The sequence below is a fragment of the Kribbella alba genome (assembly GCF_039529635.1).
Taxonomy (GTDB): Bacteria; Actinomycetota; Actinomycetes; order Propionibacteriales; family Kribbellaceae; genus Kribbella; species Kribbella alba.
Genome location: NZ_BAAANE010000004.1, coordinates 1,070,325 through 1,085,079 on the forward strand (window position 1 = coordinate 1,070,325; position 14,755 = coordinate 1,085,079).

General features: G+C 68.1%; 13 protein-coding genes. 4 read left to right on the forward strand and 9 right to left on the reverse strand.

Annotated elements, in window-relative coordinates; all coding sequences use genetic code 11:
- Nucleotides 1–134: 134 nt before the first annotated feature.
- Together ABD210_RS11890 and ABD210_RS11895 are read left to right on the forward strand one after the other, a co-directional pair.
- Nucleotides 135–473 (forward strand): GrpB family protein, encoded by a 339-nt coding sequence (locus ABD210_RS11890; protein ID WP_344111168.1) that lies wholly within the window; start codon nt 135–137, stop codon nt 471–473.
- 35 nt (nt 474–508) lie between these two features.
- Complete coding sequence (locus ABD210_RS11895) at nt 509–1,708, forward strand: cytochrome P450 (protein ID WP_344111169.1); 1,200 nt, start codon at nt 509–511, stop codon at nt 1,706–1,708.
- 73 nt (nt 1,709–1,781) lie between these two features.
- Here ABD210_RS11895 and ABD210_RS11900 read toward each other — a convergent pair whose 3' ends face one another.
- Nucleotides 1,782–3,557, reverse strand: coding sequence for a hypothetical protein (locus ABD210_RS11900; protein ID WP_344111170.1), 1,776 nt, complete (start codon nt 3,555–3,557; stop codon nt 1,782–1,784).
- A 281-nt stretch (nt 3,558–3,838) separates the two neighbouring features.
- Here ABD210_RS11900 and ABD210_RS11905 point away from each other — a divergent pair, with 281 nt between their 5' ends.
- Complete coding sequence (locus tag ABD210_RS11905; RefSeq protein ID WP_344111171.1) at nt 3,839–4,771, forward strand: phosphotransferase enzyme family protein; 933 nt, start codon at nt 3,839–3,841, stop codon at nt 4,769–4,771.
- A 333-nt stretch (nt 4,772–5,104) separates the two neighbouring features.
- On the forward strand, nt 5,105–7,234 hold the full coding sequence (locus ABD210_RS11910) for a DEAD/DEAH box helicase (RefSeq protein WP_344111172.1): 2,130 nt from the start codon (nt 5,105–5,107) through the stop codon (nt 7,232–7,234).
- Nucleotides 7,235–7,288: 54 nt separating this feature from the next.
- Here ABD210_RS11910 and ABD210_RS11915 read toward each other — a convergent pair whose 3' ends face one another.
- From ABD210_RS11915 to ABD210_RS11950, 8 genes are read right to left on the reverse strand one after another with little or no spacing between them, the layout of a single operon-like run.
- Nucleotides 7,289–7,909: a manganese catalase family protein gene (locus tag ABD210_RS11915; protein WP_344111173.1), complete on the reverse strand. Its 621-nt coding sequence runs from the start codon at nt 7,907–7,909 to the stop codon at nt 7,289–7,291.
- 51 nt (nt 7,910–7,960) lie between these two features.
- Nucleotides 7,961–9,574, reverse strand: a complete 1,614-nt coding sequence (locus ABD210_RS11920) for an FAD-dependent oxidoreductase (protein ID WP_344111174.1) — start codon at nt 9,572–9,574, stop codon at nt 7,961–7,963.
- A complete protein-coding gene (locus ABD210_RS11925; protein WP_344111175.1) occupies nt 9,571–9,831 on the reverse strand; it encodes a UBP-type zinc finger domain-containing protein in 261 nt (86 codons plus the stop codon). Before ABD210_RS11925 ends, ABD210_RS11920 begins: the two co-directional genes overlap by 4 nt.
- On the reverse strand, nt 9,828–10,268 hold the full coding sequence (trxC, locus tag ABD210_RS11930) for a thioredoxin TrxC (RefSeq protein ID WP_344111177.1): 441 nt from the start codon (nt 10,266–10,268) through the stop codon (nt 9,828–9,830). The genes ABD210_RS11925 and trxC overlap by 4 nt, the downstream gene beginning before the upstream one ends.
- Nucleotides 10,265–12,892 (reverse strand): ATP-dependent chaperone ClpB, encoded by a 2,628-nt coding sequence (gene clpB / locus ABD210_RS11935; RefSeq protein ID WP_344111179.1) that lies wholly within the window; start codon nt 12,890–12,892, stop codon nt 10,265–10,267. Before clpB ends, trxC begins: the two co-directional genes overlap by 4 nt.
- A complete protein-coding gene (locus ABD210_RS11940) occupies nt 12,883–13,203 on the reverse strand; it encodes a chaperone modulator CbpM (RefSeq protein ID WP_344111180.1) in 321 nt (106 codons plus the stop codon). The genes clpB and ABD210_RS11940 overlap by 10 nt, the downstream gene beginning before the upstream one ends.
- A complete protein-coding gene (locus ABD210_RS11945; protein WP_344111181.1) occupies nt 13,200–14,186 on the reverse strand; it encodes a DnaJ C-terminal domain-containing protein in 987 nt (328 codons plus the stop codon). The genes ABD210_RS11940 and ABD210_RS11945 overlap by 4 nt, the downstream gene beginning before the upstream one ends.
- Nucleotides 14,186–14,755 carry a nucleotide exchange factor GrpE gene (locus ABD210_RS11950; protein WP_344111182.1) on the reverse strand — a complete coding sequence of 190 codons (570 nt, stop codon included), beginning with the start codon at nt 14,753–14,755 and terminating at the stop codon, nt 14,186–14,188. The genes ABD210_RS11945 and ABD210_RS11950 overlap by 1 nt, the downstream gene beginning before the upstream one ends.

Below are 14,755 nucleotides of genomic sequence, written 5' to 3' on the forward strand. Positions count from 1 at the left end.
GCGATCCACGGTGGGTCGAGGCGAGAAGTGGACGGGCCCGAGCCGGGACGTAGGCGCCGCACGGCGAGCCGAGCCGGGAAGTGGGCGATCCACGGTGGGTCGAGGCGGGAAGTGGACTTGCCGAGCCGGAATTGGTGGCGAAGCCTGTCATCGACATCGCCGCGCGGGCGGATGGCCTGGAAGTTGTCGCAGGCAAGGATTCGCTGCTTGCCCTCCTCGGATTCGTCCACGAGCCGCCGGGCCGCCGGGCCGCCGGGCCGCCGAACCGGCATACCGACACGCGCGTGGTTGACGGCCTAGTGACCCACAACCTGCACGTGTTTCCGTCCACCGACTGGGATGAGCTGAACCAGCGGATCCTGCGAGCTCACCCGCACGCATCGCCGGCCGCCGTACAGGGTTATGCAGACCTCAAGCGCAAGCCTGCCGCCGGTTCCCGTCTGGGCGATGTGAGCGACCCGCTGGCGAGGTGAGCGAAGGGTTACCTAAACCGCTTAGGGTCTTGGGTATGACGGAGCCGGTGCTTGAGATCCCGTTCGCCGACGCCTTTCAGTTCGAGCCATCACCTACCTTCGCCGAGTTGCGGGAGAACCGGCCGGTCGCGCGGGTGCGGACGTTGGCAGGTGCGGAAGTCTGGTTGGTCACCCGGTACGACGATGTGCGGATGGTGCTGGCCGATCCACGGTTCTCGCGAGCCGCGGTGGTTCGTGAGGGGGCGCCGCGGGTGGCGCTGGCCAAGCCGATGCCGAACAGCCTGACTACCACCGATCCACCCGAGCACACGCGGCTGCGCAAGCTGGTGTCGTCGACATTCGCGCATCGGCGGATCGAGCGGACCCGGCCGTGGGTCGCCGAGCTCTCGGCCGAGCTGGCCGAGGATGTCGCCGCGGCTGGTGATGGCGCGGACATCCGTCAACTGGTCGCGTTGCCTCTGCCGATCCAGGTGATCTGCCAGCTGCTGGGCGTTCCGTACGAGGACCGCGAGCAGTTCCGCGAGTGGACCGAGCTCGGCTACAGCATGCGGATGGCGGAGAAGGATCTCGTCGAGCAGGCGATGACGGATCTCACGGCGTACATCGATGCTCTGGTGACGCGGAAGCTGGCCGCCTCCGACCAGCCGGCCGAGGACCTGCTCGACGATCTCGTTCGTGCCCGGGAAGAAGGGGATCGGCTCAGCCAGGATGAGCTGATCGCATTCGGGGTGAACCTGCTGGTCGCGGGGCACGAGACCTCGGCGAACCAGATCTCGAGCTGCGTCGCCACGTTGCTGCGGTGGCCGGAGAACTGGGCGAAGCTGGTCGCGGATCACTCGCTGGTGGACTCCGCGATCGAGGAACTGTTGCGCTTCAACCGGTTCAGCGAGGTCGGGCAGTTGCGAGTGGCGCTCGAGGACGTGAAGTTGCACGGCGTACAGATCAAGGCGGGTGAAGGCGTGATGGCGGCGCTGAACTCGGCGAACCGGGATCCGCGGGAGTACGAGGCGCCGGACGAGTTGCGGCTGGATCGCAAGAACAACAAGCACTTGTCGTTCGGCTTCGGGCCGCACTTCTGCCTCGGCGCGCAGCTCGCGAGGATCGAACTGCAGGAGTCGTTGCTCGCGCTGTTGCGGCGCTTCCCGAACCTCAGCCTCGCCAAGCCGGCCGAAGAACTGGCCTGGCGCCGGGTCCTGGTCAGCGGCCTAGCCGAACTCCCCGTCAACCTCGGCTGACCCGAGCATCGCTCAAGCTCAGCTGACGAGCCGTGGGTGACGTCGAGCCGACCTCACCCACGGCATCATTCGCTCAGCTCTGGTTGGCCGACACCAGGCCGTGTTCGGCGTCGTACTGCGCGATGAAGTCCGCCGCGTCCTGCTCCGACGAGGCGATCGCCGAAGCCAGGATCTCGGCGTTCCGCGGACGGTCCGACGGCCAGTCGCCCAGCAACGCCCAGGCGCGCATCCGCTTCTTGTCGAGGTCACCGCGGGCCGAAGAACTCTTCGGCTTCGGCGTGGGCCGGGTCGAGGACGACGAGGTCCGTGCGGTCACCTCGCGGGCGACGACGGTCGGCTCTTCGACCTTGCCCGGGTCGGGCACGACCGACTCCGTCACGACTGCCCGCGGGATGATCGGCTCCGGCTCGACCTGCGACCGGGATTGTGCCTCGGGCTGCGACTGGATAGAGGCGACGACCGTCGGCTCGTCGACGACCGGCACGGGCGCGACCGACTGCGGAACAGCGTTGCGTACAACGGCTTTCGGCTTCTTGGTCGCGGCGGGCTTGGCGGCAGCAGGCTTGGCCGGCGTCGGCTTCGGCGCTGCCTGAACGACATGCTGCTGCTGAACCACCGGCTCCGCAGCAACCACCTGCTGCTGCGGCACCGGCTGCTGAGCAAACGGCTGCTGCGGCACCGACTGCTGAGCAAACGGCGATGGTTCAGTCGGCTTCTGTACGAACGGCTGCGCGGCGACCGGCGGCTGAGGAGCGGTCTGATCTTCGACGACCTCGGCCTCGTCGGCTTCGTCAGTGGTGCGGTCGTAGGGGAGGTACTCGACCGCCATCAGTTCGCCGGTCATCGCCTCTTCCCACTGCTCGTCATCGCCACGCAGCGGCACGCCGCCGTTGGCCGGTCGGAGTTGCTGGGCCGGCAACTGCTGCACCGGCGGGGTCGTGCCCTCGACCACCCAGACGGCCGCACGCAGATCGGTGCGCTCTTCCGGCTGCGGAGCGGGCTCCGGCGGAGGCGGTGAGATCGCGAGCGTCAGCTTGTTGGTGACGACCTCGTAGTTGATCCGCTCCTCGAGCATCCCGGCCAGGCGGTCCGGGTCGTACGTCGTCTCGGCGATCTTCGCGAGCCGCTCGTCCTGGTGCTCGGAGCGGATGTACTCCGCGACGGTGCCGGCGATCGCATCACGCCGGGCCTTGTTCCGCATCTGCTCACGTGCCGCGCGCAGGCTCTCGTACAGGCCGTACCCGTGCTCGAGAGCCAGCGATCGCGCGAGCCAGGTGACCTTGGGTTCGCGCGCCCACTGCACCACGCCGTACACGGGTCCGGTGGTCGCCATCTGCCCGGCCGTGCGCAGCGCGTCGCGGCGGCGGGCGGAGCTGTGGATCAGCCACAGGACATAGGCGAACGCGGACAGACCGCCGAAGCCGAAGGCGAGAAACCGCTCCTCCGGCCGCCAGTGGCCGACCACGTTGAAGACGAGTGCGACGATCGCCGCGAACAACGACATCGCGCGGTAGGCGTAGGCCTGCTCGCCCTTGCGCCGGCGCAGGTCGGCGAGCGCCGCGGTTGCGACACCACCGAGCTCGATGACGGCGACCGCAGGGGTGACGAGGGCGATCTTGAGGAACGGCGAGAAGCCCTCGTCGGGCCACGGGATGTGAGTGACGCCGGCCCAGACCTGACCGACGAGTGCGGCGGCTGCCGCGGTTGCATAGAAGGCGTAGGCGACTTTGTCAGCACCTGTGAGGGGTACGTTGGCAAGCTCGCCAGTACTGGTGCTGGTGGTGTTCTCCTGCAAGACGTGGTCTCCTGACCGGTTTGGGCTCTCCGGCAGTTCGTCGGTGATGGTCATGCGATTGCCTCCCCAGGTGGCTGGACGAGGCTACCGGTTCCCGGCCCCGGACGGGAGGCGATCGGGGAAACGATGTGCTACCGCGACCTCTTCCTCCCCAACGAACGACTGCTTCACACCTCGGGTCACCCAGCTGATCCCCTGCCTGCGGAGGGAAACCCGCGCATCGGCCTGCAGTTCGCAGTACGGAACAACTCACGTCAGTACTCCGTACTGCGGCGCGCGTGGTTGCGAGTTGGGACACGGGGACGCACGAGCAGGTCGACCGTAAGCTCGCCTGAGTGATCCCGACCCTCCGATCGCTGCCCGATCCGCAGGCACTGGCCGCCCAGGTGAAGCGCGCCTATGCCTTGCAGGTCACGGAGATCCACCTACTTCGCTCACTCGTCAACGATGTCTACGAAGTCGGAACTGAGGGTGGCCGCTACGTTCTCAAGCTCTACCGATCAGCCGGGTGGACGCCGAGCGAAGTCCACTGGGAAGGCGACCTTTCGGCTCATCTCGACAGGAGCGGCCTGGTGGTGCCGCAGGTTCAACCACTCGCCGACGGATCACCAGTCGGGCTGCTCGATGCGGCTGAGGGCACGCGACCTTTCATCCTGTCGTCGTTCGTCGTCGGCACGAGACCGCAGCCACCCTTCGATGACGAGCTCTACCGATCCTTCGGTCAACTCGTCGCCGGCTTCCACGACGCGGCCGACACTTTCACCTCGTCGCACCAGCGCCGACCGTCCGACCTACGCCGACGCCTTGACGAACCGCTCGCGCTGATACTTCCGTTGCTCCCGGAGGATGAACGGGAACTGCTCAGCGCGCTGGCGAACGCAGTACGGGACCAGATCGAGCTGTACGCCGGGCAGCTGAGCTGGGGTGTTTGCCACGGAGACGTCACCCTGGACAACGTCCTGCTCACCGACCGCGGACTCGCCCTGCACGACTTCGACCTGTCCGCCGAGGGATGGCGCGCGGCGGACTTCGTCGGCGTTGCGGCAACACCCCACTGGGATGCCTTCGCCGCGGGGTACGCGGCCAAGCGGGCGCTGACCGACGTGGACACCGCCGCGATCCCGTGGTTGATGGTTGCCGCGAGCATCTTCAATCTTCGGTTCCACCTGCACGACAAGCCACTGATCCGGGGCAGGGAGTCGATCGGAGAGGGGTGGGCCGCCAATGAGCTGGCGTCTCTCCGGAAGGCTGCACGGGAACTTCTTTGAGCCGGCTCCGCACCACTTCCCCAGCCGGTCGATCGCCGCGCTAGTATTGGAGGAGCACCAAACCCTGGCAACATTCCTTGGTGGCGCCGATCGCCCAGCGACGGCGGTGCCTTGTGTCCGGCGCTCACGGCCATCGACCAATCGGTCGTCGGTTGCACCTGGTGACCGGCCCGTCGGAATCCGACACGTTGACCGCTCGCAGCGGTAGGACCGAGCCGCGTTTGCCGAATGGCCGCCAGGACCGTTCCGCGACGTCTCGTCGACCGCGTGATGGCCTGCGGTGTTGCAGTTCCGCCATGGCGAGCGTGCCGTGGCCATTTCGAGGAGGAGTCTTTGGCCCAACGAGGCCGGCGTCAGTCCGACGCCACCCGTACCACTTCCCGACGCCCGCGCCGGGCCCGCGATGTCGACGTCGACGGCATCATCCCGGTGCTCGCCCGCGCCGTTCGTGAGGTCGAGTCGGCCGTCGAGCGCGGCGCCATGCGGCCATCGGTACGCACGAAGTTCCAGGTCGTCGCCCTGCTGGTGCGCGAGGAGCGGGCCCGCGTGAACGCTGACGAGACCTACACCGACGCCTATCGCGCCGAGCAGCTCAGGCGTTTGGACGGGATCGCGACGATTCTCGCCAAGACCGCCGCCCGCGACACCTCCCTCCTCGCGCTGCTCGCCGAGGACGCCGTCATTTCCGACACGGCTGCGTCGCTCAAGCGCGACATGCTGATCTCCGCCGGACTGGAGCCGACCCCTGTCGAGCCCACGATCACCGAGCCGAACGCCGCCTCCGCCGCGACCGCGCGTCAGATCGTGCCGCAGTCGGTCGTCTCGCGACAGCTTGCCAATCCCTTCCTCGCTCCCGACTTCACGTCCGCCGCGCCGCGCGAGCCGCGCCCGGGGCGCTTGGCAGGCTGGGAGCTGATCAGCCCCTTGCTCAAGTCGTTCGAGTACGCCGCCGCCTCGGCAAGCAAGTCGCTGCCCAAGCCATCCTCCATGCGCAGGGCCGGTGGCCTGGAGTTGATGCCACATCAGGCGCAGGTGGTTGCCGCTGCTGCGGCCGGCCATCGGACCTTTCTACTGGCCGACGAGCCAGGCCTGGGTAAGACGGCTCAGGCTTTGCTAGCAGCGCAGGCCGCGAACGCCTACCCGCTGCTGGTCGTCGTACCGAACGTCGTGAAAACCAACTGGGCACGCGAGGCCGGCATCTGGACGCCGCAGCGGACCGCCACCGTGATCCACGGCGACGGAGACACGATCGACGGCTTTGCCGACATCGTCGTCGTGAACTACGAGGTGCTCGACCGTCACGTCGGCTGGCTCGGTGATCTCGGCTTCCGCGGCATGGTCGTCGACGAGGCGCACCTGATCAAGAACAAGAAGTCCCAGCGATCGCGGAACGTCCTGCAGCTGTCTGAGCGCATCCGGACCAGGACTCCGCGTCCGCTGCTGATGGCGCTCACCGGGACCCCGCTGATCAACGACATCGAGGACTTCAAGGCGATCTGGCAGTTCCTCGGCTGGATCGACGAGAAGAAGCCGCGCGCCGAGCTGATGGAGTCGCTCGAGGAGAGCGGCCTGACACCGGCCGATCCCGGGTTCTACGCGGCCGCTCGCGCCAGCGTGATCGACCTGGGCGTCGTCCGCCGTCGTAAGGTCGATGTGGCCGCCGACATCCCGGCCCGCCGTGTCGCCGACCTGCCCGTCGAGCTCGACGACGCCGTCGGGCGGTCGATCCGCGAAGCTGAGCGCGAGCTCGCCGCCCGCCTGGTGTCGCGCTACGAGAGCGCACTCGCGACGCGGAACTCCGGCATCGCCGTGGACGGGATCGACCACGACCTTGTGCGCCAGGTCGCCGGATGGGAGCGGAGCGACCCGACTACGACGAAGACTGGCGAGAACGTGTTCAGCCTGGTGCGTCGCATCGGCAAGGCGAAGGCCGGTCTGGCCGCCGACTACGCCGCGCAGCTCGCGCACAACGTCGGCAAGGTCGTCTTCTTCGCCAGGCACATCGAGGTGCTGGACGTCGCCGAGGAGATCTTCGCCGAGCGCGGCATCCGCTACTCCTCGATCCGAGGCGACCAAACCTCGACCAAGCGCCAGAAGAACATCGATGCGTTCGTGAACGACCCTGACGTCTCCATCGCGGTCTGCTCGCTGCTGACGGCCGGCGTGGGCATCAACCTGCAGGTCGCCTCCAACGTCGTGCTGGCCGAGCTCTCGTGGACCAACGCAGAGCAGACGCAGGCCATCGACCGCGTCCATCGCATCGGTCAGGCCGAGCCCGTCACCGCGTGGCGCATCATCGCCGCGCAAACCATCGACACCAGGATCGCGGACCTCATCGACAGCAAGGCGGGCCTTGCCGCCAGGGCACTCGACGGCTCCGACGACGAGGTGTCGTCGTCGGCCGACGTCCAGCTCGAAGCGCTCGTGGCGCTGCTGACGAACGCGCTGACGGCGTCGCCGTAGCCACAAGATGTGGGGTCCCGCAAGGTCGGGCGCGCGAGATCTGTGTGGAACTAGTCAGGGCGACAGCTGACCAGGCTGCTGATCATGCTCCGCTAGCTGATTGACGACCGTCTGGCAGGCCTGTTGCTGTACTGCGGCGCGGGCTCGCAGATACGAGAGCAGGAAGTGGACGTCGGGGTCGTCCGTGAGGCGATAGACGCGTGGGAGGTCGACGCGGCGGCCTCGTTCGGCGTTGTAGTTGGCGCGGAAGTCGGCCAAGAGGTTGCGATCGACGGTGCCGTCGACATTGAGCCAGGGGTTGTGCTCGTGCCGCGACGGGCCCGGGCCGGCGCCCGCTGCGATGGCATCCTGCAGGTCGGTACCACCGATCACCGCGGCGACGGCGGGGTCGGCCAGAGCAGCCTCGTCGACTACCTGCAGCGGTGCCCGGTCGAGCAAGCGGGCGACGACCGTGGCCAGCATCTCGATATGCGCGACCTGTTCGGCACCGAGTGCGAAGACGAGGTCGCGGTACCGGCCCGGTACGTGCATGTCCCATCCCTGGAACATGTAGTGCATGGCGACGGAGATCTCGCCGTACTGACCTCTCAGTGACTCCTCCAGCCTCCGGGCGCAGATCGCGTCCGGCTCCTCCGGATGGGACTTGAACTGAAGGTCCTGACGATGGGTGAACATTTGGCCGCTCCTCAGGGGAGAGAAGGTGATTTGACTTCCGTCGTAGGACGGTCAGGTGTGGGCCAGGTACTCATGCACCAGTCGTACTGCGAGCGCGCCGTCGCCCACTGCGGCGGCGATTCGTTTCACCGAACCGCTACGGACGTCGCCTGCTGCGAAGACACCTGAAAGGCTGGTCTCCAAGAGCTTGTGGTCACCCTTGAGCTGGTCGCCGGTGAGGACGAACCGCCGGTCGTCCAGCTCGATCTGGTTGCCGAGCCACTCGACGTGCGGGGCGCTGCCGATGAAGACGAAGAGGGCCTTGGCCTGCTCGATCCGACGCTCCTGCGTCTTCCGGTCCTCGATGACGACTTCCTCGAGCATTGCCTTGCCGTGGACCTCGCAGACCTCGCTGTGCAGCAGCACCTCTATCGATGCGATCTTCTCGATCCGGTCCGCCAGGTAGCGCGACATTCCGGAGCCGATGTCATCGGCGCGAATGACCAGGAGAACGCGAGAGGCGTGTCTGGAAAGGAACACCGCCGCCTGCCCGGCCGAGTTGCCGCCGCCGACGATCACGACCGGATCGTCGCGGCACAGGTTCGCCTCCAGCTCGGTGGCCGCGTAGTACACGCTGGTCGCTTCGACATCGTCGATGCCGGGCACCTGGAAGCGGCGGTATTGGACGCCCGAGGCAACCAGCAGCGCACGGCCCAGGACCCGTTCGCCGGTCTCCAGCCGGACCACGTGGTAACCGTCCTCATGCTGCAGGCCGGTGACCGGTGCCGGCACGGTCAGGTCGGCGCCGAACCGCCTGGCCTGGGCGACCGCGCGGTCGGCCAGCTCGCCGCCGCTGATCCCGGCGGGGAAGCCGAGGTAGTTCTCGATCCTGGATGACGTTCCCGCTTGGCCGCCGGTCGCCACAGCATCGAAGACAGCCGTCGAAAGGCCTTCTGAGGCGGCATAAACGGCCGCCGCCAATCCCGCCGGGCCCGCACCGACCACGATCAGATCGCAGGTCGACGTCGGCGCAGCCGGCTGACGCAGGCCGACAGCGGCCGCCAGCTGCTCGTTGTCCGGGTTCCGCAACACCTCGCCCCGCCAGATCACCACCGGCGTCTCCTCGACGTCGATGCCGAGGTCGCGGATCAGCCGCTCGGCGTCCGCGTCGTTCTCCAGGTCGATCCAGTGGTGCGGCAATCGGTTCCGCGCGGCGAAATCGCGCAGCCGGCGGGTATCGGCCGAGAACCGCGAACCGACGATCGCGAATCCCGCCCCCAGCGACAGGTGCAACGAACGCCGGATCAGGAACGCCCGCAGGATCAGATCGGCCAGCTGCTGATCCCGTACGACGAGTTCGCGCAGGCGCTCCATCGGTACTGCGAGCACCGCGCCCGGCTCCTCCACCTGAGCGGTGAGGAAGAACGGCTGACCGGTCAGCAGGCCGATCTCGCCGAGGAAGCGCTTCGGTCCGTGGACCGCGATCAACCGGCGGTGCGGACCCAGATCCTCGGTCACGGCGACGAGTCCCTCGAGCAGCACGAGGAACTCGTCGGGGGTGTCCCCCGCCTGGTACAGCACGTCGCCTTCGTTGGTCTGCCGACGTTCACCCATCGGCGTCAGCTCGGCCAGCTGATAATCCTCCAGCCGCGGATAGGCGCCGTACAGGTCCGGGGTCTCGTTCATACGAAGGTCTCGTCGAAGTAGCACCAGCGCCAGTCCTCGCCGGGCTCGAACGACTGGACGATCGGGTGCGCATCGTGCAATGCGTGAGCCCGGGCATGCTTCATGGGGGAGGAATCGCAGCAGCCGACATGGCCGCAGGTCAGGCAGAGGCGCAGGTGAACCCAGGGCGTGTTGAGCCGCAGGCATTCCTCGCATCCTTGCGGGGTCCGGGGTTGGACCGGACGCACCAGCGAAAGATGCGGGTCCACCATCGTCATGAAGCCGGCTCCTTGTGCAACGCACCTTCGAGCCAGGGCCTCAGCACCTGTGCCGGTGCGGCCCCGATCTGCTTCTCGACGACTTGTCCGTTCCGGAACACCATCAGGGTCGGGATGGACCGCACCTCGAAGCGCTGGGACAGCTGGGGCGCTTCGTCGGCGTTGACCTTGACCAGCTTGACCTCGCCGGCCTTTTCGGTCGCGAGCTGTTCGAGCACGGGACTGACCATCCGGCACGGCCCGCACCACGGGGCCCACAGGTCGACCAGCACCGGGATGGTCGCCTGCTCGACGACCTCGGCGAAGTCGTCGTCGCCGGCATCGACTATCCAGGGCAGTGGCTTGTGACAGTTTCCACACCGCGGGCTGCCCTGGGCGGAGGCAGGCACCCTGTTGCGGTGCTGGCAGTTCGGGCAGGTGACGATCTTCGCGCTCATGCCGCCGCCCCCACCAGGTTCTCGTGCCTGACGACGATGTCGCCGTCCTCGACCGTCACCCGGATCACCGCGCCGTCCAGTACGTCACCGCGCAGCAGCAGCCGGCCGATCCGGGTCTCCACCTCACGGGCGATGAACCGCCGCAACGGGCGGGCGCCGTACACCGGGTCGAACCCCTGGGCGGCGATGTGGTGGGCCGCCTCGGGCGTGACCTCCAGCGTCATCCGGCGGTCCGCCAGCCGGGTGCGCAGGTCGTCGAACATCAGGTCCACGATGCGTTCGATCTCCGCGATCGTCAGCGGCTTGAACAGCACGATCTCGTCGACCCGGTTGAGGAACTCGGGCCGGAAGTTCCGCCGGAGTTCGTCCATCACGGCCTCGCGGGCGTCCTCCTTGACCTGCCCGTCGGCCGTCACGCCGTCCAGCAGGTAAGCGGAGCCGATGTTCGAGGTCATGATGATGACCGTGTTGCGCATGTCGACGGTCCGGCCCTGCGCGTCGGTCAGCCGGCCGTCGTCCAGGATCTGCAGCAACGTGTTGAAGACATCCGGGTGGGCCTTCTCGATCTCGTCGAACAGCACCACGGAGTACGGCTTGCGCCTGACCGCCTCGGTCAGCTGGCCGCCTTCTTCGTAGCCGACGTAGCCGGGTGGGGCACCGACGAGCCGGCTCACCGTGTGCCGCTCCTGGTACTCGCTCATGTCGATCCGGACGATGTTCTCCTCCGTGTCGAACAGGGCCGCGGCCAGCGTCTTCGCCAGCTCGGTCTTGCCGACACCCGTCGGGCCGAGGAAGATGAACGATCCGATCGGCCGACGCGGGTCCTTGATCCCGGACCGGGCCCGGACGATCGCGTCCGCCACCAGCTGGACCGCCTCGTCCTGACCGACCAGCCGCTCGTGCAGCACCTCGTCGAGCCGGAGCAGCTTCTCGCGTTCGCCTTCCTGCAGCCGGCTGACCGGGATACCGGTCCAGCGCGAGACGATCGAAGAGATCTCCTCCTCGGTCACCACCTCGCGGAGCAGCCGCTTGCCGCCCTGCTTGCTGGCCAGGCGCTCCTCCTCGGCCTGCAACTGGCGTTCCAGCTCGGGCAGCCGGCCGTGCCGCAGCTCGGCGGCGCGGTTCAGGTCGTAGTCGCGCTCGGCCTGTTCGGCCTCCTGCCGCACGTGCTCGATCTCGCGGCGCAGCTCCTGCACCTTCCTCAGTGCATTGCGCTCGGCCTCCCACTGCGCCCGCATCGCGTCCGACTCGGCACGGACGTCCGCCAGTTCCTTGCGCAGCTCCTCCAGCCTGGTCTTGCTCGCCGGGTCATCTTCCTTGCTCAGCGCGGCTTCCTCGATCTCGAGCCGGCGCACCCGGCGGGTCAGCTCGTCCAGCTCGGCCGGCATCGAGTCGATCTCGGTCCGCAGCATCGCGCAGGCCTCGTCGACCAGGTCGATCGCCTTGTCCGGCAGGAACCGGTCGGAGATGTAGCGGTGGCTCAGCACCACCGCCGCGACCAGCGCACCGTCCTGGATCTTCACCCCGTGGAAGACCTCCAGCCGCTCGCGCAGCCCGCGCAGGATCGAGATCGCGTCCTCGACGCTGGGCTCGTCCACGATCACCGGCTGGAAGCGGCGCTCGAGCGCCGCGTCCTTCTCGATGTGCGTGCGGTACTCGTCCAGCGTGGTGGCGCCGATCATGTGCAGCTCACCGCGGGCCAGCATCGGCTTCAGCATGTTGCCGGCGTCCATCGCGCCCTCGGTCGCACCGGCGCCGACAACGGTGTGCAGCTCGTCGACGAACAGCAGGATCTGTCCTTCCGCCGCCTTCACCTCGTTCAGCACGGCCTTGAACCGCTCCTCGAACTCGCCCCGGTACTTCGCGCCCGCGATCAGGGCGGCCATGTCCAGCGCGAACACGGTCCGGTCCTTCAGGCCCTCCGGTACGTCGCCGTTGGCGATCCGCTGCGCCAGACCTTCGACGATCGCGGTCTTGCCGACCCCGGGGTCACCGATCAGGACCGGGTTGTTCTTGGTCTTGCGGGACAGGATCTGGACCACCCGCCGGATCTCGTTGTCGCGCCCGATCACCGGGTCCATCCGGCCCTCCGCCGCGTCCTTGACCAGGTCGCGGCCGTACTTCTCCAGTGCCTCGTACGACGCTTCCGGCATCGACGAGGTGACCCGCTGGTTGCCCCGGATCGAGGTCAGTGCGGTGAGGAACGCGTCGCGGGTCAACCCCTGCTCGGCGAGCAGCCGGCCTGAAGTGCTCGTGCTTCCCTCGTCCAGCAGCGCGATCACCAGGTGCTCGATCGACACGTACTCGTCCTTGAGCCGCTTGCTCTCCCGCTCCGCCGAGTCGAGCAGCCGGGACAACCGCTGGGTGACCATCACCTGCCCGGGCTGGGCTCCTGGTCCGCTGACTCGTGGTCGCCGGGACAACTCTTCCTCGAGCCGGGTCCGCAGCTCGTCCGGGTCCGCGCCGGCCTGGGCGAGCAGGCGTGGCGCCAGCCCGTCCGGCTGGTCCAGCAGGGCCAGCAGCAGGTGCTCGCCGTCGACCTGACTGTGGCCGAACCGCAGAGCCTTCGTCTGCGCGTCGTGCAGAGCCTCCTGCGACTTCTGCGTCAACCGGTTCATGTCCATGTCCTGGCTCCTGTTCTGGCCACTGTTATGTCACGGCGCCTGCGCTGCGCCTCTAGTACGGCGATCCGGTCGAGCAGGTCGAGCACGAGACCCAGCGAGGCGTAGTTCAACGCGAACCCTGCCCGCAGACGCCTGATCCGGGCGACCCTGCCAAGCTGGCCAGGGCTGAACCACAACCGCCCGTCCCCGTCACTCGTTGCCTCTAGCAACCCCAGGGCTACGAACCTGCGCGCCAGGTCCGGATGGAGATCGGCCAGCCTGGAGAACTCGTCCAGGCCAAGCCCGGCTCTGGGTATCAGCTGGATGGTCATCGCCGCCTCCTGGGATCGAACTTCGAGGTCCCCGCCAACTCCTCGAAGAGTCGTTCCTCCTCGCGGGTGAGGCGATGCGGAACCATCAGCTTCACCTCGGCATACAAGTCACCGGGCTTGCCCTTGGGGTTGGGCAGGCCGCGCCCCTTCAGTCGCAACCTGCGACCGGTCGAGGTGCCCTTCGGCACCTTGACCTTGGCGTCGCCGCCGGGCGTGCTGATCTCCACGGAAGCGCCGAGCGCGCCCTCCCAGGCGGCCAGCGGAAGGTCGACCGTGATGTCGCGCCCGTCCAGCCGGTAGCGGGAGTCTTCGGCGATCCGCACGACCAGGTAGAGGTCGCCGGCCGCAGCGCCGCCCGTCCCCTGGCCACCCTGGCCCTTGAGCCGGATCCGCTGGCCGTTCATCACACCGGCCGGGATCTTCACGTCGAGGGTCCCCCGGGTGCCGTCGGGCCCTTGCAACGTCAGCGAGCGGTTGCCGCCGCGGTAGGCCTCCTCGACGGTCAGTTCGATCTCGACCTCCTGGTCCGAGCCCGGGATCGGACCCCAGCCCCGCCTGGACCGGCCACCGCCGCCGAAACCGCCACCGAACATGCCGCCGAGCAGATCCTCGATGTCGATCCCCTCGGCGCCTCCGGTGCTGAACCGGACGCCGTCGCCGAAGCCGCCTTCCTGGGACTGGCTCGAGCGGCGTCCCCGCCCGGCGCCGGCTCCGGCGCGGGCACGGGCGTAGTCGGCCGGGTCCATGTCGGGCGGAACCCGGCGGAAGTCCTCCCCGAAGGCGTCGTACCTTTCGCGCGTCTTCGGATCCGACAGCACGTCGTAGGCCTCGGAGATCTGCTTGAACCGCTCCTCCGCGCCCGGATCCTTGTTCACGTCCGGGTGGAACTGGCGGGCCAGCTTCCGGTACGCGCGCTGGATCTCGTCCGCGCCGGCATCACGCGAAACACCCAGGATCGAGTAGAAGTCGCCCTCCGGGGGCATCAGCGCTCCTCTGTGGCCACGATGACCGCCGCGGGACGCAGCACCTTGTCACCGTCGCCATACCGCGGCCGTACTACGTGCACGACCGTGCCGGGTTCCGAATCCGGGCTCGCGACGGTGCCGACCGCCTCGTGCAACTTCGGGTCGAAGAGCTTGCCGACGTCGTCGAACCGGGGGTACCCGTACTCGGCAAGGATGGCCACGGCCTGGTCCCGGACCGCCTTGACCCCATCGACGATCTGCTTGGCCTCGGGACCCGCGTGCTCCAGGGCGAGTTCGAGATTGTCGACGACGGGCAGCCAGCGGGCCAGCACCCTGGCCCGCTCGTCTTGGCGTTGCTCGGCCGACTCCCTCGCTGTCCGCTTGCGGAAGTTCTCGAGTTCGGCCGCGGTGCGCCGCCACCGGTCCTCCAGCTGGGCGACCTGCGTGACCACGTCGGGTGCTGCCCTGTCCGCGGCCGTGCCCTCCGCCGCCGTGCCGTTCTCGCTCTTGCCGTTGGCCGGCGCCTGATCGTCGGTCCGGTCGGCGGCGGACGTCGTACCGGCCCTTTCGGCGTCCTGTTGTGACAT